This is a genomic window from Sphingobium naphthae (assembly GCF_043589935.1).
Taxonomy (GTDB): domain Bacteria; phylum Pseudomonadota; class Alphaproteobacteria; order Sphingomonadales; family Sphingomonadaceae; genus Sphingobium; species Sphingobium naphthae_A.
In genome coordinates this window covers 2,407,322-2,424,218 of record NZ_CP171454.1, presented here as the reverse complement: position 1 = coordinate 2,424,218, position 16,897 = coordinate 2,407,322, and the positions used below count along the sequence as shown (strand labels likewise).

The 16,897-nt window shown below is 63.6% G+C and carries 23 protein-coding genes and 1 tRNA gene; 12 read left to right on the top strand and 12 right to left on the bottom strand.

The window, feature by feature from the left end; all coding sequences use genetic code 11:
- Window positions 1-10 precede the first annotated feature (10 nt).
- Together gloB and ACGGKE_RS12055 are read right to left on the bottom strand one after the other, a co-directional pair.
- Window positions 11-733, bottom strand: a complete 723-nt coding sequence (gloB, locus tag ACGGKE_RS12060; RefSeq protein ID WP_394438172.1) for a hydroxyacylglutathione hydrolase — start codon at window positions 731-733, stop codon at window positions 11-13.
- A 2-nt stretch (window positions 734-735) separates the two neighbouring features.
- Window positions 736-1,170 carry a VOC family protein gene (locus ACGGKE_RS12055; RefSeq protein ID WP_394441961.1) on the bottom strand — a complete coding sequence of 145 codons (435 nt, stop codon included), beginning with the start codon at window positions 1,168-1,170 and terminating at the stop codon, window positions 736-738.
- A gap of 101 nt (window positions 1,171-1,271) precedes the next feature.
- On the opposite strand from ACGGKE_RS12055, the gene ACGGKE_RS12050 reads away from it, so the two are divergent.
- Window positions 1,272-1,973 carry an SIMPL domain-containing protein gene (locus tag ACGGKE_RS12050; protein ID WP_394438170.1) on the top strand — a complete coding sequence of 234 codons (702 nt, stop codon included), beginning with the start codon at window positions 1,272-1,274 and terminating at the stop codon, window positions 1,971-1,973.
- Window positions 1,974-1,978: 5 nt separating this feature from the next.
- Here ACGGKE_RS12050 and ACGGKE_RS12045 read toward each other — a convergent pair whose 3' ends face one another.
- The 3 genes from ACGGKE_RS12045 to ACGGKE_RS12035 all read right to left on the bottom strand — a co-directional run bounded on the left by ACGGKE_RS12045 (window position 1,979) and on the right by ACGGKE_RS12035 (window position 3,925).
- Entirely contained in the window at window positions 1,979-2,194 is a 216-nt protein-coding gene (locus ACGGKE_RS12045) for a hypothetical protein (RefSeq protein ID WP_394438168.1), read from the bottom strand.
- A gap of 121 nt (window positions 2,195-2,315) precedes the next feature.
- Entirely contained in the window at window positions 2,316-3,170 is an 855-nt protein-coding gene (locus ACGGKE_RS12040; RefSeq protein WP_394438166.1) for a tetratricopeptide repeat protein, read from the bottom strand.
- Entirely contained in the window at window positions 3,170-3,925 is a 756-nt protein-coding gene (locus tag ACGGKE_RS12035) for an alpha/beta fold hydrolase (RefSeq protein WP_394438164.1), read from the bottom strand. The genes ACGGKE_RS12040 and ACGGKE_RS12035 overlap by 1 nt, the downstream gene beginning before the upstream one ends.
- A 128-nt stretch (window positions 3,926-4,053) precedes the next feature.
- Between ACGGKE_RS12035 and ACGGKE_RS12030 the strand changes: the two genes are divergently transcribed.
- Window positions 4,054-4,140, top strand: a tRNA-Leu gene (locus tag ACGGKE_RS12030).
- A 384-nt stretch (window positions 4,141-4,524) separates the two neighbouring features.
- Window positions 4,525-5,532, top strand: coding sequence for a tyrosine-type recombinase/integrase (locus tag ACGGKE_RS12025; protein ID WP_394438162.1), 1,008 nt, complete (start codon window positions 4,525-4,527; stop codon window positions 5,530-5,532).
- Between the two features lie 9 nt (window positions 5,533-5,541).
- Here ACGGKE_RS12025 and ACGGKE_RS12020 read toward each other — a convergent pair whose 3' ends face one another.
- Window positions 5,542-6,696 carry a hypothetical protein gene (locus tag ACGGKE_RS12020; RefSeq protein WP_394438160.1) on the bottom strand — a complete coding sequence of 385 codons (1,155 nt, stop codon included), beginning with the start codon at window positions 6,694-6,696 and terminating at the stop codon, window positions 5,542-5,544.
- 134 nt (window positions 6,697-6,830) lie between these two features.
- Window positions 6,831-7,634, bottom strand: coding sequence for a hypothetical protein (locus ACGGKE_RS12015; protein WP_394438157.1), 804 nt, complete (start codon window positions 7,632-7,634; stop codon window positions 6,831-6,833).
- A gap of 367 nt (window positions 7,635-8,001) precedes the next feature.
- On the opposite strand from ACGGKE_RS12015, the gene ACGGKE_RS12010 reads away from it, so the two are divergent.
- From ACGGKE_RS12010 to ACGGKE_RS11995, 4 genes are read left to right on the top strand one after another with little or no spacing between them, the layout of a single operon-like run.
- Window positions 8,002-8,298, top strand: a complete 297-nt coding sequence (locus ACGGKE_RS12010) for a VirB8/TrbF family protein (protein WP_394438155.1) — start codon at window positions 8,002-8,004, stop codon at window positions 8,296-8,298.
- Entirely contained in the window at window positions 8,295-9,176 is an 882-nt protein-coding gene (gene trbG / locus ACGGKE_RS12005; RefSeq protein WP_394438153.1) for a P-type conjugative transfer protein TrbG, read from the top strand. Before ACGGKE_RS12010 ends, trbG begins: the two co-directional genes overlap by 4 nt.
- On the top strand, window positions 9,173-9,493 hold the full coding sequence (locus ACGGKE_RS12000) for a hypothetical protein (protein ID WP_394442096.1): 321 nt from the start codon (window positions 9,173-9,175) through the stop codon (window positions 9,491-9,493). The genes trbG and ACGGKE_RS12000 overlap by 4 nt, the downstream gene beginning before the upstream one ends.
- A complete protein-coding gene (locus ACGGKE_RS11995) occupies window positions 9,384-9,788 on the top strand; it encodes an arylamine N-acetyltransferase (RefSeq protein WP_394438151.1) in 405 nt (134 codons plus the stop codon). The genes ACGGKE_RS12000 and ACGGKE_RS11995 overlap by 110 nt, the downstream gene beginning before the upstream one ends.
- 242 nt (window positions 9,789-10,030) lie before the next feature.
- Here the strand turns inward: ACGGKE_RS11995 and ACGGKE_RS11990 are convergent, their stop codons facing one another.
- Entirely contained in the window at window positions 10,031-10,546 is a 516-nt protein-coding gene (locus ACGGKE_RS11990) for an NADH dehydrogenase ubiquinone Fe-S protein 4 (RefSeq protein WP_394441958.1), read from the bottom strand.
- A gap of 121 nt (window positions 10,547-10,667) precedes the next feature.
- Between ACGGKE_RS11990 and ACGGKE_RS11985 the strand changes: the two genes are divergently transcribed.
- Window positions 10,668-10,856: a hypothetical protein gene (locus tag ACGGKE_RS11985; RefSeq protein ID WP_394438149.1), complete on the top strand. Its 189-nt coding sequence runs from the start codon at window positions 10,668-10,670 to the stop codon at window positions 10,854-10,856.
- Between the two features lie 183 nt (window positions 10,857-11,039).
- Here ACGGKE_RS11985 and ACGGKE_RS11980 read toward each other — a convergent pair whose 3' ends face one another.
- Window positions 11,040-11,891 (bottom strand): trypsin-like peptidase domain-containing protein, encoded by an 852-nt coding sequence (locus ACGGKE_RS11980; RefSeq protein WP_394438147.1) that lies wholly within the window; start codon window positions 11,889-11,891, stop codon window positions 11,040-11,042.
- A gap of 470 nt (window positions 11,892-12,361) precedes the next feature.
- A complete protein-coding gene (locus ACGGKE_RS11975; protein ID WP_394438145.1) occupies window positions 12,362-12,865 on the bottom strand; it encodes an Hsp20/alpha crystallin family protein in 504 nt (167 codons plus the stop codon).
- A 242-nt stretch (window positions 12,866-13,107) separates the two neighbouring features.
- On the opposite strand from ACGGKE_RS11975, the gene ACGGKE_RS11970 reads away from it, so the two are divergent.
- Entirely contained in the window at window positions 13,108-13,365 is a 258-nt protein-coding gene (locus tag ACGGKE_RS11970) for a hypothetical protein (RefSeq protein WP_394438143.1), read from the top strand.
- Here the strand turns inward: ACGGKE_RS11970 and ACGGKE_RS11965 are convergent.
- A complete protein-coding gene (locus tag ACGGKE_RS11965; protein ID WP_394438141.1) occupies window positions 13,316-14,566 on the bottom strand; it encodes an AAA family ATPase in 1,251 nt (416 codons plus the stop codon). The two genes, ACGGKE_RS11970 and ACGGKE_RS11965, sit on opposite strands and share 50 nt — an antisense overlap.
- Before the next feature lie 105 nt (window positions 14,567-14,671).
- On the opposite strand from ACGGKE_RS11965, the gene ACGGKE_RS11960 reads away from it, so the two are divergent.
- Entirely contained in the window at window positions 14,672-15,556 is an 885-nt protein-coding gene (locus tag ACGGKE_RS11960) for an IS1 family transposase (RefSeq protein WP_394438139.1), read from the top strand.
- Here the strand turns inward: ACGGKE_RS11960 and ACGGKE_RS11955 are convergent.
- Window positions 15,526-15,972 carry an Hsp20 family protein gene (locus tag ACGGKE_RS11955; protein WP_394438137.1) on the bottom strand — a complete coding sequence of 149 codons (447 nt, stop codon included), beginning with the start codon at window positions 15,970-15,972 and terminating at the stop codon, window positions 15,526-15,528. The two genes, ACGGKE_RS11960 and ACGGKE_RS11955, sit on opposite strands and share 31 nt — an antisense overlap.
- A gap of 244 nt (window positions 15,973-16,216) precedes the next feature.
- Between ACGGKE_RS11955 and ACGGKE_RS11950 the strand changes: the two genes are divergently transcribed.
- Window positions 16,217-16,543: an aspartate/glutamate racemase family protein gene (locus tag ACGGKE_RS11950; protein ID WP_394438134.1), complete on the top strand. Its 327-nt coding sequence runs from the start codon at window positions 16,217-16,219 to the stop codon at window positions 16,541-16,543.
- Entirely contained in the window at window positions 16,516-16,827 is a 312-nt protein-coding gene (locus tag ACGGKE_RS11945) for a hypothetical protein (protein ID WP_394438132.1), read from the top strand. The genes ACGGKE_RS11950 and ACGGKE_RS11945 overlap by 28 nt, the downstream gene beginning before the upstream one ends.
- Window positions 16,828-16,897 lie beyond the last annotated feature (70 nt).

Here is a 16,897-nt window from a genome sequence, read left to right as displayed (position 1 = left end):
CCGCCAACCGTCAGGCGGCATCCTTGGCGGCGCGCCGCTCCGCCAGTTCCTCGGCGTCGCGCGCGCGCATGAAGATGTTCGTCGCTCGTTCCTCGCCGATGCTGGTCGGCACCGTCGCTTCGCCGCGCGCCCGCACCGCCTCGACCGCCGCAACCCGCGCAGCCAGCGCCGCATTGTCCGGCTCCACCGTCAGCGCGAAACGACCGTTGGAGAGCGTATATTCATGCGCGCAATAGATGCGCGTATCTTCCGGCAGCGCGGCCAGCCTCTGCAGATTGGCGAACATCTGCGCCGCCGTTCCTTCGAACAGCCGGCCGCAACCCATGGCGAACAACGTGTCGCCGACAAAAGCGATCCGCTCGTCGGAAAAGTGATAGGCGATATGCCCGGCCGTATGCGCGGGCACCGCCATCACCTGCGCGACATGGTCACCGATGCGAACGCTGTCGCCTTCGCCGACCGTCCGGTCGAGCGTGCCGATCCGCTCCGCTTCCGCGGTCGGACCGGTAATGATGCAGTCGGTGGCCGCCTTGATCGCCGCATTGCCGCCCGTATGGTCACCATGCCAATGCGTGTTCCAGATCTGATCGATCCGCCACCCCCGCGCCGCCGCCGCTTCCAGCACCGGGTCGGCCACCGCCGGGTCGACCGCCACCGTCTCGCCACTGGCGGCGTCATGCATCAGCCAGACATAATTGTCGGACAGCACCGGAATGCGGAGGACCTCCAGCATGGTTACCAGACCCCGCTATTGGGCATGGACACCCATGGCTCGGCGGGGGGCAGATGCCCGTCCTGCAGCAGCTCGACGGAAATATTGTCGGGTGAGCGGACGAACGCCATATGCCCGTCGCGCGGCGGACGGTTGATCGTCACGCCCGCGTCCATCAGCCGCTGGCAAGTGTCGTAGATATTCTCGACCCGATAGGCGAGATGGCCGAAGTTGCGACCGCCATCATAGACTTCCGCCGGGCTGCCATCCTCCGCCGGCCAGTTGTAGGTGAGCTCCACCTGCGCATCCTCATCGCCTGGCGCCGCCAGGAAGACTAGCGTGAACCGGCCTTTCTCATTGTCGAACCGCCGCACCTCCCGAAGCCCGATCAGTTCGAAAAAGGCCTTCGTCTTCTCGACGTCGGCGACGCGGATCATGCTATGCAGATATTTGGGCAACTCGATCTCCATGCGTCGCTATCAAGCAACGGTTCATCTCTAGGGGGACAATCTCCCTTTAAGATAAGGTGAGGTGGCACCTGACGGAAGAGGGCAGCATCATGGATATGCGGGACAAGGTCTTTCTGGGCAGTGCGGCCCTGCTCGCCTTCGGCGCGATCGCGGGCGGCTATTTGCTGGGCGACGGGTTGAAGCGCGCCAGGGTCGCCGATCGATCGGTGACCGTGCGGGGTCTGGCTGAAAAGGATGTCACCGCCGATCTCGCCACCTGGTCGATCAGCTATTCGGCAACCGGTTTCGACCTGCCCACCGTGCGCAGCGAAATCGACACCAATACGCGCGAACTGCGCGCCTATTTCACCCGCCTGGGGTTCAAGCCCGAAGAGCTCACGCCCATCGGCGCCGGCGTCAACCAGTGGCTCAACAACGGCGTCAACACCATCACCATCACACAACGCATGCTGTTGCGCACCACCGACATCGCCCGCGCGCAAAGGGCCGTGGCGCAGCAGTTCGATCTGGTCCGCCGCGGCGTGACGCTGCAGGAAGGGTCCAGCATGCGCTACAGCTTCACCAAGCTCAACGACATCAAGCCGCAGATGGTGGCCGCCGCCACGAGGGACGCCCGCGCCGCCGCCGAACAATTCGCCAAGGATTCAGGCGCCGACGTCGGCGGCATCAAAAGCGCGACCCAGGGCTATTTCTCGATCGACGCACGCGACGGCGAAGGCGGCGAGGGCGGCAGCGACACGCCCTACAAGAAGGTGCGCGTCGTCACCACCGTGGACTTTTACCTGCGATAAGGCCCTTATTTCCGGCGGTCGTCGTCGCCGATGATGGCGCCGGCGGTGCCACCGATCACCGCGCCCTCGGTCGTGCCGAGCCCGGTTGCGCTGCCGACCACCGCGCCGCCCGCGCCACCAATCAGGCCGCCGCGCGTCGCGCCGCGCGAGCAGGCGCTGGTCGCCAGCGCGCCCGCCAGCAGCAGGCCGATCGCCACCACATGCTTGCCCTTGCTGTCCATTTCGCTGTCTCCTTAGGTTACGCCTTATGTCACGCCCGCCGCGCGGAGCCGAACGGGTCGGCCAGCGCCCCGGTTCCGTGACAAAGTCTTGCTTGCGGCGCTCGGCGTGCGCAGCTTCGGCTCAGCCCGCCGGCGCGGCCTGCGGCAGCCGCGAGAGATTGTCCGCCGCCGCCTTGCCCGCCGGGCTGTCGGGCGCCAGCTTCACCGCCCGCTCCCAGGCGGATCGGGCAACGTCGGCATGATCGGTCAGGATGGCGATATTGCCTTCTTCCAGCGCTACTGACGGGTCGTCGGGTGACAGCTGCACCGCGCGCGCGACATGCGCTTGCGCCAGCCGCATTTCACCCTGCCGTCGCGCGAGCGTCGCCGACAGCAGCCAGCCGAGAGGATCCTGCGGCGCTTGCGCCAGCGCGACGTCGAGCGACTCCCGCGCCGCTCCGCCTTCGCCCAGCGCCACCAGCGCGCGCGCGCGGTCGAGATGAACCTCGCCCTTTTCCAGCCCATCGGCCATGCCGCGCGCCAGCGCCGCGTCGAAATTCTGGCGCGCCTTGGCCGCATCCCCGCTGGCGAGCGCGGCATTGCCGGCCTGCGCCCACAGGCGCGCGCTTTGCGCCACTTCGCCCTCGCGCTCGGCTTCCTCGGCCGCTTGTTCGAAGGCAACGATGGCGGGCGACCAGCGCTCGGCGCGGGCATAGGCAAAGCCCATGCAGTGGCGCGCGTAGAAACTGCCGCCATCGATCCGCCATTTCTGCGCGAAGGCGACGCCGGCCTCGGGCGATTGTGTCGCTTCGTCCAGGCAGGCCTGGAAAGGCGCGGCATATTTGGCCGGCACGGGGATCCTGCCGTCGGTTCGCGTCGCCGAGGGCGATGCCGCCGCCGCCGCGACCTCCGCCTGTTTTTGCCGGCGGCTGCGGTTCATCACCGCCTCGATCTCCGGATCATAGGCTTGGAGCAGGAGCGGCAGGAAAAGGGGCATCAGAGACTATCCAGCAGGGTGGAGATGGTGCGGATCAGCAAAGCGATGTCGCCGTCGCGCGACAGACGGTGATCGCCATCCTTAATCAGCAGCGTCTGCACATCGGATGAACGCAGCTGCGCCGCGGTGCGAAGCGCGATGTCCCAGGGCACGTCGGGATCGGCCTGGCCCTGCAGCAGCCGCACCGGGCAATCAATCGCGATCTCGCCTTCCAGCAGCCGCAGCGCCTGCCCCGATTCCCAGAAGGCGCGCGTCGTCACATAGGGCTGGTCGCCATAGGGCGTGGGTTCCTCGATGCGGCCCTCCGTGCGCAGCAGCGCCTTGTCCGCGTCGGTAAAGCCCCATTGGGTGAAGTCAGGCGCCGCGGCGATCCCGATCAGGCCCGCCACCCGCTCGGGCCGCGCCAGCGCCACCAGCAGCGCCAGCCAGCCGCCCATGGAGGAGCCCACCAGCACCACCGGCCCGTCGACCAGCCGATCGATCAGCAGCAGCACGTCGTCGCGCCAGCTCGCCAGCGTGCCATCGGCAAAGCGCCCCTCGCTCGCGCCATTGCCGGCATAGTCGAGCCGCAGCATCGCGCGCCCCTGCCGCTGCGCCCAGCCATGCAGCGCCACCGCCTTGCCCCCTTTCATGTCGGACATATAGCCCGGCAGGAACACAAGGGTCGGCCCCGCGCCCACGCTGTGACGATAGGCCAGCCGCAATCCATCGGCACGAGTGAGATAGGCGGGCGGCGCGGACAAAACATCGGGCATGAGCGGCAACATCCTCAACAGACGGGGAAGTTGGCCTTTAGCCGTCCTTTCGAACGAAACCCAAAAAATAATGCGGCTGCGCGTTGACAGCCCCAAAAGCACCAGCTAGAGGCGCGCTCCTACCCCGTGCCCAGATGGCGGAATTGGTAGACGCACCAGCTTCAGGTGCTGGCGATCGCAAGGTCGTGGAGGTTCGAGTCCTCTTCTGGGCACCATTTGTTCTTCTGAGGGCATCCGAGAACGTCCAAAAAAGGCAGATTTGCCGTTTTTGTGCTATGACCGTCCGGTCAAATCCGGGCTGTTCCGGCACCAATCGGGAACAAATTTGGTGTTCTTGATGGTATCGGTGGCCCCTGATGGACAGGAACGATACCATCATGGGAAAGCTTTTCGCCACGACCGTCGCCAACGCCAAACCGAGGGACCGCGACTACAAGCTGCCCGACGGCGAAGGCCTCTACCTTCTCGTCAAGGCGAACGGCCGCAAGCTTTAGCGACTCAATTATCGCCATCTCGACAAGCAGCGGACGCTTTCGTTCGGCGCATGGCCGGAGGTCAGCCTCGTCGATGCGCGCGGGCAGCGTGACGACGCGCGGCGGATGATCGCCGCCGGCCGCGACCCGTCGCATGAAGCCAAGCTCGCCGCGGCCCGGGAGAAGCTGTCCGAGGAGAACAGCTTTAAGCTGGTCGCCGAGGAATGGATCGCCAAGAACGAACGCGAGGGGATGGCGGAGGTCACGCTGAGCAAGGTCCGCTGGCTGCTTGCCAAGGCCTATCCCGAGCTCGGCAACCGCCCGATCGCGAAGATCACCGCACAGGAGGTGCTCGCCGTGCTCCGCTCGGTGGAAGCCACCGGGCGTTATGAAAGCGCGCGCAGGATGCGCAGCGTGCTGAGCCGGATCTTCCGCTACGCGATTGCCACGACGCGCGCCGAGCATGACCCGGCGCGCGACCTTCGCGGCGCGCTTACCGTTCCCAAGGTGAAGCACCTCGCCGCGATCACCACGGAGAAGGGCGCGGGCGAGCTGATGCGGGCGATCGAAGGCTACAGCGGCCACGCGATCACGCTCTATGCGCTCAGGCTCTCCGCTCACTTGTTCGTCAGGCCCGGGGAACTGCGGCAGGCCGAATGGAGCGAGTTCGACTTCGAGCGCTCGGTCTGGGCGATTCCGGCGGAAAAGATGAAGATGCGCCGGCCGCACCGTGTGCCGCTCTCAACCCAAGTCATCGGCCTGTTCGAGGAGTTGCACGAGCTGACCGGAACGTGGCGCTACTGCTTCCCGTCCTTCCGCTCGCCGCGGCGGCCGATGTCGGAGAACACGGTCAACGCCGCGCTTCGGGTGCTCGGCTTCAAGCAGGACGAAATGACGGCGCACGGCTTCCGGGCAATGGCGGCGACGCTCCTGAACGAGTCGGGGCAGTTCAATCCGGACGCGATCGAGCGCCAGCTCGCGCATATGGAGAACAATGGTGTGCGCCGGGCCTATACCCGCGGGGAATACTGGGACGAGCGGGTGCGGATGATGCAGCACTGGTCCGACCACCTCGATCATCTGCGCGATGGCGCGAAGGTCCTGAAGCCGAACTTCGGCGCGCGGCGCACGTAGCTCGACCCTTCACTCTCCGGGGTAGGTCCACACGGTCACCTCGGCGATCGAGTCCAGGATCGAACCCGGATCGCTGCCGAGCCGGCCATGTTCGTCGGCCTTCCGCTCCGCCCAGGCGAGCCAGTCTGCAGTTTCGACGCCGGCGACTGGCGGCGAGCCGGGCGGCAGCCGCTCCCGCAAGGCCGCCAGGAACGCCCAGGCGAGTTCGGCTTCGCGCCACGCTGAAGCCAGCTCGAGCAGGTGCCGGAAGCGCCCCGCGTCGAGCCTTCGGGCATTCTCGCGCTCGCGCCGTTCGCGGGCGGCAATCTCGCTCCGGCGGCGTTCCTCCTCCCGTTCCCTGCGAAGCTGATCGAGCGCTGGGAACGCGGCCACGATCCCCGCGATAATATCGTCTAGCTGCTGTTCGAGCGTTGCGCGCTTCGAGTCTTCCCATTCGGTGCGCGTTCCCCGCGGAAGCCAGATCTTGATCTCGAAGACCAGTGCGTCGGTTTCGTAGAGCTCATAGACCCATTTCTGCGCATCCGCCCCGCGCCAGCGCAGTTCGTCGGGCGTCAGCTGGCGCTGTCCGCGCTTGAGCCGGTATCGCAGTTGGAAGGTGAATCGCTCGCCGCCGCGCACCATCAGCAATTCGCCGCGATCGCCCTTTTTGACCTGCATGCCTTGCTTCTCGACCGCCTTGAAGATGGAATCGGCAACACGGAGCCGCCTGCGATCGGCCGGGGTGAGCGGCATCGGCTCGATGAGGCGTTTCAGGCGGTGGTCGTAGACCTGTTCCTTCTTGCGGACCTGCTGTTCGCGAGTGGCTATCCATTCGGCAACCAGCGGGTGCGGTCGCACGAGGCGTTGCGGAACCTTGCTCATCGAGGCCGCGTCGGAGAGGCCATGACCGGCCTCAGGTGATGCCCGTACTTTCCGTCGTTTGCTCGCGCCGATCGAAATCGTGTCCGATACTCCTATCGGAGCCGGCTCCAATGCGCGCACGGTAACCGGCTTGCCCATCTCGAGCCGAAGCCAGTGTCCCTGTTCCGGCCTGGCGATCGCATGCGCATCACAGATCTGGCTGAGCCGCGGACCCGACGTGCCGAGTCGTTCGGCCACCTTGTTCAGCGGCTCGGACCAGACGAGTTCATAGAGTTGAGACCGGCTGAGCGAGACCTGCGACAATGAAACCCACCCGTGTCGTGACACTTACCGCGTTGCAGACGATCGGGGACGCGGAATCCCTAGGCTTTTTCGCTCGGGAATCGCATCTGGGCCAAACCGGGACGTGCCCCTGACACAAGGGCACGTTGCTGGCTTCAGAGCGCGAAGTTCCCGCGACCGGCATACCCTGCCGGTCGCAACTCCAGCGCGGCTGCTTCCGCCAAGCGGTGCTTGCGGCAGCGGAAGCTCCACGCGTTGTTGCTGTCGGACGAAACCTGGAGCCAGGCGCCGTTGCGGCGCTCGAGCCATCCCGAGGCGAACAGCTCGCCGGCATGGAAGCCTGCGTTGCCGGCAGGAATCCAATGTTCCGCGTCGTTCGTTGGCCAGAGCGCGACATGGACCGAAATCTCGTCCCAACCGGCGTCCGAGAGTGAAGCAATCGCCGGAATATCGTCTATCGCAAAACGATAGACGTGGGCCTTATTCTGCTCGTGGGGCTCGCGATCGGCGCCCGGCCAGCGGTTGTCGCCGGCCCGCAAAGAGAAGAAGCGGCGCGCGAGGCCTTCGTTGATCCCTGCGATCATCGCGTTGCGCCATGCTCGTCGACGGCTCGACTTGGAATAGTCGATCTCATGATACTTGGTGGAGGTGGTCTTGAGCACATGGGTGCCGTGCTCGAGCCCCAGCCAGTCGAAAAGCATGTGCTCGTCCTCGCGCGCGCAGGGCTCGCCACGCAGGTCCGCTCGCCGGGCAAGGAATGCCGCTTCGTCCAACAGCACGAAGTTCGGGTCTTGGGGATCGGTGTCGCGCACGGCAGCGAGCAGGGACGCATGAGTGCGGAAGCCACATGCGGCGGCAAGGGCTTCGGTCAGGTGTGACGACTTGTCGTCGGGGAAACGCGACACGAGCGCGCGCTTGACGGCGCGCAGGCCATCGTCGGTCAATGAAACGGATGCCACAGATCAATCCTTCGTATCTGGTCGATGTCCGCCGATTACGCACCGACCGAACACGAATGGTCGATCTGTCGATTGGAAGTGCCAGCTTTGACCCGGCGGCAGGTCTGGCGAGACGGCCAAGCGCATATATGGGGACCGGGACATCTACTTTCAAGATGAAGCTCCCGCGCTTCCAAGTTTAGAATCACCTACGATTTTCATTCCGCGCGGAACGGGTTGCGTATCGTCGCCTTCGGGCTAGTCTGACTGCGCGCCACGAGGGTGGCGCCGAGGCGTGAGAACCTCGCTTGAGAGTCGAGACCCGCAACCCTTCGGCCGGGTGGCCGACGCGCATGTCCAGGCTGTTCGCGGCTAAAGGCGGCGGCGCATGTCTCAAGTGAAGTGGACCGAAACCGCTTTCGAGCGCGGCGTGCAGACCGGCAGCTCGCGATGGACGGGCATCCTCACCGTCGTGCAGCGGCCGCCCTCCACGGCCGAGACGCTCCGGCGCAACCCGCTCGGCATCTACATCGATGCGATCGACTGGAGCCGCGAGCTTGACCCGCCGGCGCCTGCGGTCGCGCCTACGCCACCCCCGCGCAACAACGTCCCGAGCGGCTCACCGCTCGATCCCAACCTTGGCGCGCCAGCTTCCGCGCCGTCCTCACCGGAGACCCAGCCATGAAACATCCGCTCATCAGCGCGCTCATTCCGCCCTTGGCATTAGTTCTGACCCAAGGCGCCGCCGCCCAGTCGAATGATTTGGACGTGGCGGCGGGGAGGAACCGGCAGGCGACACCGAGCGCGATCGGCTCGGCCGGCGCCGCCGCCACGCTCGAGCCGCGCCGGACGGACTTCATCAATGGGATGGCCGTCCTCCCTTATGCCGAGGGTGCGATCTACCGCGTCTACACCGCTCCCGAGCGCGTCACCGACATCGCGCTCCAGCCTGGGGAGTCGCTTGTCGCGGTCGCGAGCGGGGACACCGTGCGCTGGGTGATCGGCGACACGAGCAGCGGCACCGGCGCGGCCAAGCGGGTGCACGTTCTGGTGAAGCCCTTCTCGGCCGGGCTCGCGACCAATCTGGTGATCACCACCGATCGCAGGACCTATCATGTTGCGCTTTCGAGCAGCGCGGGACCTGCCATGCCGGCGCTGTCCTGGTCCTACCCGCAGGAGGAGCTGATCGCGCTTCGGCGCACCGAAGTCGAGGCGGCTGCCGCTGCGCCCGACGCCTCGGCGCTGGAGATCGACCGGCTCAATTTCGCCTATGCGATCTCCGGCCACAGACCGGCGTGGCGGCCGCTGCGTGCCTTCGACGACGGCCGCCAGACCTTCATCGAATTCCCGCCATCGCTCGCCCAAGGCGAGGCGCCGCCGCTGTTCCTCGTCGACGGCAAGGGCGAGGTCCAACTCGTCAACTATCGGCTGCGCGGTCGCTTCTACGTCGTCGATCGGCTGTTCAGAGCGGCCGAACTGCGCCTGGGGCTCAAGAAGCAGCAGGTCGTGCGGATCACGCGCATTGGCGGCAACGACGCCGGCGAGCGGAGGCCAAGGTCATGAGCGAGGCAGCCTCGGACGTCGCCGGAGCGGCCCTCTCCGCCAAGGCTGATCCCGAAACCCTTGTCCTCAGAGCACGGCCTGCACCGGCTATCCGCTTCAAACGCGGCCTGATCGTCGTACTGGCCGGAGCGCTGCTGATCGCGCTGGCGGCGACGATCTGGTTCGCGCTCAAGCCACGCGGTTTTCACCTGGCGCCGCAGAACGACGATGCGAGCGAGCCCGCCCGGCAACCCGGCACGGCGGCTATCGGATCATCCCCTCGGTGCTGGCAGCCTTGTACAGGCGGATCTGGCGGGCAGATGGCAGGCGTTGTATGATTTCTCTCCAGAACCGATGTTGGATAACCAGTACGAGCTGTTCAACTGGTTCGCCTCGACCCACCCCTTGTCGCATTTCAGGAATCAACTGATCGTGGCGAAGACGACAACCGAGGCGCGCTACGTCCTGCTGGACAATCGGCTCACGATCCGCTCGCCGAGCGGACGCGTGCAGCGCAGCCACCTCGATGCGAAAGGCATTGTGGAGGCTCTCGAAGACACCTTCGGCCTGACGCCGCAACCCGAGTGGAGCGATCTTCTCCAGGCCGCGGCGAGTCGATCAAGCAGGGATTGATGCTGCACGACATCTCGAAGTCGACGCGAGCCGCTTGCCTGAAAGCGATTCGCCGGCCCGCCGCCGAGCGATCGGCTCGAGCGGCGGGCCAGCCAATAGAGCCAATAGGCCGTTCTCGACGTCGGCCGGGTTAAGCGGATCAGTTCAGATCGCCCGGTCACGACAGAAGTTGCCGTACCTGACTGCCCCCAGGCGACGAGTGCTTGGGGACGGTCAAGAGCGTCGAGCGCCGCTCCCGTTGATTACGGCCGGTTCACTGCTCGCACGTTGGATCTTCTCTGGATGGACAAGCACGAAGCGGGACGAGCGTTCCCACGCTGGTCATGGGCCCGGTCGCCCGAACTCGGGCCGGGCGCGACGGCTTTCGGAGTGGTGACCATCCCAGCTGTTCGCAGGTATTGCGGCGGCACGCCCGAGCTTGGCGCTGGCGCCCCGGCCTGCCACCCTGCCGACTTGGTCTTGGCGTCGGACGGTGGCTCGAGGCAGGGGTACCGACCGCAACACAGTGCATGCGGTCCGGTGAGCCAGCAACAAAGCGGGACCAGATCGGCTTCGAACCTCTGGCGGATTGGCGGTCGGTGCCGTGCCGCAGGGAGATCGCGCACCTGATAGGCGATGCCAATCCGCTTGCAGTAACGCTCGGCACTCTCACGCGTCGGGAACGACAGCACAGCATTGGCGAGCTGCTCGCTGCCCGACGTCCAGCCGGTCAGCCAGTCCCTGACTGTGGCCGGGTGCGGGCGAACTCCACGGTCCAGCCGTACTCACCCGCCCGTCTGGCCCCGCTCCGCCATGGCCGCCGCGTCCGGATGAACGCCGCTGCGCCACGCGGCATCGCTGCCGAAAGGGGTGCCGCTTCGAGCGCGAGGCCACTCTCCATTGCTCGAGATCCTCCAGGCGGTATTGATCGACGGACTGGCCGAATCTGCCGCCGCGCGCGGCGACACGGCGCTCGTGCGCAGATTGGGCGATGGCTTGCACCGGCAACTTCTCGGGTCGGGCGTGAACATGCGCAGCATCGAACTCACGGACCGCGGGTTTGCGCGCAAGCCGACGCGGGAGCGCTGACCGACCGGTGGATCAGCGACGCCGCCCGGCCGCTGGACCAAGCTTTCGCAGCCAGCGCATATTTCGATCGCGGTCATAGCTCAGCCAGCGCTCGCCAATACCCGGGTTCGGGAGCAGCATCCTGAGCAAGAGTTTCCATCGAGGAACGACCCACATCCGCCCGGCTCCGAGGTCCCGGTGCGCTCAGCGGGCCCGGGCAGGCAGCGAAGTCCCCGCGATCCGTTCGACCACCCTGCGCGCGACGTCGGACGGCACCGCGAGACCGATGTCCACATTGCCGCCGCCCGGCGCGATAATGGCGCTGTTCACGCCGATGGCTTCGCCGCGCATGTTGATCAGCGGCCCACCCGAGTTGCCGGGGTTGATCGGCGCGTCGGTCTGCACGTAGCGAGGCCCGCCGTCGGACGGCGATCGGAGCGCACTGACGATCCCGGCAGTGACCGTCTGGCCCATTTCGAAGGGATTCCCGATCGCGACCACATAGTCACCGACGCGCGTCTGTCCGGACTCGCCTAGCGGCAGTGCCTTCAGGCCGCGCGCCTGGATGCGCAGCACCGCGATATCGGTCCGCGGATCGCTGCCGAGCAGCTCGGCCTCGACCTGGCGTTCGCCAATGCCAACCGCGATCGCGCGTGCGTTGGCGACGACGTGGTGGTTGGTGACGACAAGACCCCGTGCCGCATCGACCACGAACCCCGAGCCCGCGGAAATGCGTGGCGCCAGCGCCTCGTCGGGCACGCCGAGGAAATAGCGGTAATAGGGATCGCGCAGCAGCGGATTGTGCGCACAGGGGGAGGGCTGGAGCACCGCGATATTGACCACCGCCGGCGCGACTCGCTCGACGAGCGGTGCGAGCGTGAGGCGGCTGACCGGCACAGCATCGATCGGAATCGACTGTGAAGGCGTCGCCGCATGCGCGTCGACGCCTTTCGACAGAAGGGTGGCAGCTGTGCCGCCCGCGGCACCGCAGCCGAGCGTCAGCGCCACGATCAGCGTCGGCCGCAACAGCAGAGAGCGTCCCGAGAAGCCGGCCATCAGACCTGCTCCTCGCACAAAAGAAAGGCCGAGGCATGCGCTGCCTCGACCGCCCCGCCGAGCCGCATCACGCCCGCGGTTGGCCGCGTCAGGTTTGCTCCCCTGCGTGGGAGCGCCCTGCGGGACCCGCCCGGGAGCGCTCGAAGGGCGAGTAGCTCCTCGCGAGAACCGTCATCAATGGGCTCGAGGATGCAGTCGGCTTCGCCCCGCATCATTGAAATCTCTCCGTCAATTCCAGGTGCGCACCACGATCCGGTCGAGCTCGTCGCGATCGTCGGCTACCCACCGGCGTACGCGTTCGGCGCTTCTCCGGTACTCGTCGGCGTGCCTCGGTTGCTCCGGCGCGGCACTTACATCGGCGAGCGGCGCCGGATGTCCTTCTCGATGTACTTGGGTTGGCTCCATCTCCGCTTCTCCGAACCGCCAAGGGGAGCGCACCGGCGCAAGGCCGTTGCGCTCGGGCCGTTCGATCAGTGGCGCGTGACGCTGGTCCCGATCGGGATCGTGCGGCCTCGGCTCGCCTCACGCGACCTGGGCATGCGGACGCTCAGCACACCGTCGCGGAAGTCTGCCTCGCACTTCGCTTCATCAGCGCCGTCGGGCAACGCAATCGAGCGCTCGAAGCGACCGTAATAGCGCTCCGACCAGCCGCGATCCTTGTCCTGGTGTTCGCTCTTCTTCTCGCCCCTCAGCGTCAGCACGCCGTCATGGACGGTGAGCTCGACGTCCTTCTCGCTGAGGCCGGGAAGTTCAGCAGTAATCGTCACCTGATCCTCGCTCTCCTTTACCTCCAGGCTCGGCCATCCGGCGCCCTGAAGATTGCTGCCGCCGAACAGCGGTGCACGAAAGAAGTCGTCGAACAGCCTGTCCATCTCGCGGCGGAACTGCACGAGGGGACTGCGCTCCTCCTCACGAAACAGAGTCGGCGCCGAAGTCTCCTGCCGGCGCCACGGAATCAAATCACGCATAGCCATGATTTACCTCCTTGGTTGCTGGCTTGGGCCCGCCGCGCCGAACGGCACGGCGAGCCCTGTGCATCTTAGGCAGCTTCAAGCTGCTTGCTGCTTGCGTTCGCGGACGAATCCTCGATACGCCGCGAATTGTCGCCGGCCGAGCCGATCGCGATCCTGGTAGTGTCTCAGTTTGAATTTTGATCGCGTTTTGCAAACCCATCCGCAAACCTATATGCTTAGCGGTATGCAAAACGAGACGCCCCATGCCTAAAGGCCCACACGGAGAGAAGCGCCCCGCCGATGTGATCGGCAACGCCATCAAGATCGCCCGGATCGCTACAGGCGAGGAAGAGGATGATCGCGAGCCGACCAAATCAACCGCCGCTGAGCTTGGCAGCAAGGGTGGCAAGGCGCGGGCGCGATCCCTGAACGAAGCGGAGCGCAGCGCAATCGCGAAGAAGGCTGCATCTGCTAGGTGGAAAAAAGATTCCCCTGCTCCGGTTGAGAAAGAGCGTTCATAGCGTCCTCGGAAAGGAAACCATCTGTAATTCCGCGCATAATGACGTAAGGCTGCATCGCAGGATTGCGAAAGCGATAGCGATGGGTTCGCGCGCCGCCCTGTTGAGTTAACACGTTGCCTCTTTTGGCACTCGCCAATTCTTTTAGATTATCGTTAAAATACTCAACTTTAGTCTCTTTCTTGAGAACAGATGACAGCGGAATTTCAACTTCCTTCGGCGTAAAGTAACCTACCTCATCAGACTGCGCCATCGCACACGCCATTAGAATCTGTCTATATCTTGCACGTGCATGATTGCTGTGAGTAGCCACTTGATATTCTGTCTTTAGGCTATTTTGGTTACTATTCACGACAGCATCAATTGCGGCGTCTGCATCGGCCTCACTAATTCTTAGCGACCTGCGATTTATCGCAGATAGAACAGCTTCCCGGCCTAAGCCATGAGCAAAGGCTGGCAAGCCTTTGGTGAGATTGATGATCTTCCATTTCGCATCGCCTTCAATCGTCATTCCCAGTTGCCGAATGCGACCTTCCACAATGTCTCTGGTTTCTTCGGTGTCCATGCGGGGCATAAGCACCTCCTCTGTGCACCGAGTTATGGATTGATGGCCTTCAATGAGATCGGCAACGCTATCACTGATGCCGACTATAATGACGGTGGCTTTGATGCCATCATCCGATAAAGCCTTGACAGTTTCTGCCATCAATCGTGATGTATCTTTGTCTTGAACAAGATTAAACTCATCTATTACGATAATAGGAATATCATTATCATTAAATAATGATAATTCACGCACGACATCTGATGGCTTAACCCCTTCTGAATAAAGGTCAGATACAGTGTGCATTCTCTGGCCATCGTCAGTATCTGCGATGAACTTTATTTCTCTAAAAACTTCCATCCATATTGATGAAAATGTATCTGATGAGAATGCTGCCTTTCTAATATAACGCACTACAGAGGTTCGAACCGGCACCATTAGTTTGATAATTTGGGATATGGAGGTTTTACCAACGCCCGGTTCGCCATAAATAATGGCGTGGCGACCGCGTTCTCCAATCACATCAAGTAGCTTTATTATCTGTTCACGACGCCCGGCGAACATATCAGCCAGGGTGATCGGGGCAGACGGCGTGAATAGCTCCGACGCCTCAAAACGCTTCGCTCGCCAATCATCCTCGGTCATCGTCTGCTTTGCCATATAAATACCCTTACTTCTCTTAGTAAGGTGCATACTAAGGGAAGTGACGGTTGAAAAGGGTGAAATATGCTTGCAAATTTGCAATAAGTTCAGTATGAAATTCATATGAACAAACTTCCTCACGCCAAGCGCACCCAAATCCTTGCAATGCTCTGCGAAGGCTCGTCCATGCGCTCGATCAGCCGCGTTGCGGACGTGTCGATCAACACGGTTTCAAAGCTGCTGGTGGAAGCCGGGGAAGCCTGCCTTGCTATCCATGATGAGATGGTCCGCAATGTGAAGGCATCGCGTATCCAGTGCGATGAAATCTGGTCGTTCTGCCATGCCAAGGAAAAGAACGTCGCCACGGCGAAGGCTGCGCCGGAAGGCGCTGGCGACGTATGGACGTGGACCGCGATTGACGCCGATACGAAGTTGATCGTCGCCTACCATGTCGGCAATCGTTCGGGCGAGGATGCTATGTATCTCATGGATGATCTGCGCGGTCGGCTCGCCAATCGCGTCCAACTCACCACGGACGGGCATCGCGCCTATCTGGAAGCCGTGGAAGTCGCTTTCGGCGCGGACGTGGACTTTGCCCAGCTCGTGAAGCTCTACGGCCCCACGATTGCCGCGCCGGGCCGCTACAGCCCCGCTGAGTGCATTGGCGCGAAGAAGGTCCGCGTTGAAGGCAATCCTGACATTGCCCACGTCTCGACCAGCTACGTCGAGCGCCAGAACCTCACCATGCGTATGTCCATGCGCCGGTTCACCCGCCTGACTAATGCCTTCTCAAAGAAGCTGGACAACCATATTCACGCGTTGGCGCTCTACTTCGTGTTCTACAACTTCACCCGCGTTCACAAAACGCTACGCATGTCGCCCGCGATGGCTGCTGGCGTCACTGATCGCCTGTGGTCGCTGGATGACGTTGTTGCTAAGATTGATGCAATGGCTCACACCCCCGCAAAGCGCGGCCCCTATAAAAAGCGCGCGTTAAATTCAAACTGAGACACTACCGCGATCCTGCGTGGCTTCATCGCCTCGGGGATCTCGCGTACCAGCTCGATCGAGAGCATGCCGTCGGCGAGCGCGGCATTCTTCACCTCGACATAATCCGCCAGGGCGAAGCGTCGCTCGAAGTCGCGAGCGGCGATACCGCGGTGAATGTAGCGCGCATCGTCGCTGTCCTTCTTGCGGCCGGTGACGATCAGCATGTTCTGCTGGGCGGTCACGTCGATCTCCTCGGGGCGGAAGCCCGCCACCGCCATGTTGATCCGGTAGCGGTCCTCGCCGTCGCGAACGAGGTCGAACGGCGGATAGCCATCGCCTATCTGCGAAGTAAAACCGTTCTCCAGCAGATCGAACAGCCGGTCGAAGCCGACTGTGGAGCGCCGGAACGGCGTGAAGTCATAGTTGGTCCTCATATCCAAGTCCTCCTTTGAGCAACAAGGTCTATGAAGATGCGTCCGAGAGAGCGGACGCTCTCCATGCCGGATCCGTGCCGGCATCCGGCGGCATGCAATTTGGTTCGGAAAAAACGGCTTTCAAGAGGTGTTCGGATGCTCCCCCTGCAGACATCCCCGGTGGGCCGCGCATGATCTTTGCCGATAAGGGCTAATGGGCTGATAGTGCCCGATAGCGCTGGTCACTGGAATAAGGAGCGGGCGCATGACCATGAAGCTGATCGGGATCCTGGGCGGAACAAGCTGGCCCTCGACCGGCCTTCCCTACCGGATGATCAATCAGGAGGTGCAGCGTCGCCTTGGCGGTCACCACTCCGCACGCATACTTCTCTACAGCATCGACTATCACGACATAAAAAGCCGCTACTGGGATCGATGGGCGGAGATTCCCCCGTTGCTCAAGTCGGAGATCGACCAACTCCTGTCGTTCCGTCCCGACTGCTGGATGCTGGCGAACAATACGCTTCATAAAGCTTATGACGCGGTTGCCGAAGAATTGCCCCATTGCCGTTTTTTCACGCGGTCACGCTGACTCGCGATCATCTGATCCGCGAGGCAGTTGGTTCGGTCCTTTTGCTCGGCACGAAATTCACCATGGAGGACGATTTCTTTGCTGGCCCGCTCGCCGCAGCCGGCATCCGGGTCATCGTTCCCGACGCGAGCGAACGGGAGGAAATTCAGGCCATTCAGTCGCGCCTTGCCAGAGGCGAGATGGAAGAGTCGTTCCGGGAGTATGTCAAACGGCGTTCAAAAGGGACCCCCGATCGGCGTCGAAGAGGGACCCCCTTTTCAGATAATATGATGCTGGTTTGTTGAAGATGGCCTTGCGCTGCGTGCGGCGGAGGGCGGGCGTAGCCCGACCGGAGGCGCGCGCAGCGCAAGATAG

Coding starts and splice junctions, on each gene's coding strand:
- gloB (WP_394438172.1), bottom strand. CDS start 733: ATGCTGGAGGTCCTCCGCATTCCGGTGCTGTCCGACAATTATGTCTGG.
- ACGGKE_RS12050 (WP_394438170.1), top strand. CDS start 1,272: ATGGATATGCGGGACAAGGTCTTTCTGGGCAGTGCGGCCCTGCTCGCC.
- ACGGKE_RS12045 (WP_394438168.1), bottom strand. CDS start 2,194: ATGGACAGCAAGGGCAAGCATGTGGTGGCGATCGGCCTGCTGCTGGCG.
- ACGGKE_RS12040 (WP_394438166.1), bottom strand. CDS start 3,170: ATGCCCCTTTTCCTGCCGCTCCTGCTCCAAGCCTATGATCCGGAGATC.
- ACGGKE_RS12035 (WP_394438164.1), bottom strand. CDS start 3,925: ATGCCCGATGTTTTGTCCGCGCCGCCCGCCTATCTCACTCGTGCCGAT.
- ACGGKE_RS12025 (WP_394438162.1), top strand. CDS start 4,525: ATGATCGCCGCCGGCCGCGACCCGTCGCATGAAGCCAAGCTCGCCGCG.
- ACGGKE_RS12010 (WP_394438155.1), top strand. CDS start 8,002: ATGTCTCAAGTGAAGTGGACCGAAACCGCTTTCGAGCGCGGCGTGCAG.
- trbG (WP_394438153.1), top strand. CDS start 8,295: ATGAAACATCCGCTCATCAGCGCGCTCATTCCGCCCTTGGCATTAGTT.
- ACGGKE_RS12000 (WP_394442096.1), top strand. CDS start 9,173: ATGAGCGAGGCAGCCTCGGACGTCGCCGGAGCGGCCCTCTCCGCCAAG.
- ACGGKE_RS11995 (WP_394438151.1), top strand. CDS start 9,384: ATGCGAGCGAGCCCGCCCGGCAACCCGGCACGGCGGCTATCGGATCAT.
- ACGGKE_RS11980 (WP_394438147.1), bottom strand. CDS start 11,891: ATGGCCGGCTTCTCGGGACGCTCTCTGCTGTTGCGGCCGACGCTGATC.
- ACGGKE_RS11975 (WP_394438145.1), bottom strand. CDS start 12,865: ATGGCTATGCGTGATTTGATTCCGTGGCGCCGGCAGGAGACTTCGGCG.
- ACGGKE_RS11970 (WP_394438143.1), top strand. CDS start 13,108: ATGCCTAAAGGCCCACACGGAGAGAAGCGCCCCGCCGATGTGATCGGC.
- ACGGKE_RS11965 (WP_394438141.1), bottom strand. CDS start 14,566: ATGGCAAAGCAGACGATGACCGAGGATGATTGGCGAGCGAAGCGTTTT.
- ACGGKE_RS11960 (WP_394438139.1), top strand. CDS start 14,672: ATGAACAAACTTCCTCACGCCAAGCGCACCCAAATCCTTGCAATGCTC.
- ACGGKE_RS11955 (WP_394438137.1), bottom strand. CDS start 15,972: ATGAGGACCAACTATGACTTCACGCCGTTCCGGCGCTCCACAGTCGGC.
- ACGGKE_RS11950 (WP_394438134.1), top strand. CDS start 16,217: ATGACCATGAAGCTGATCGGGATCCTGGGCGGAACAAGCTGGCCCTCG.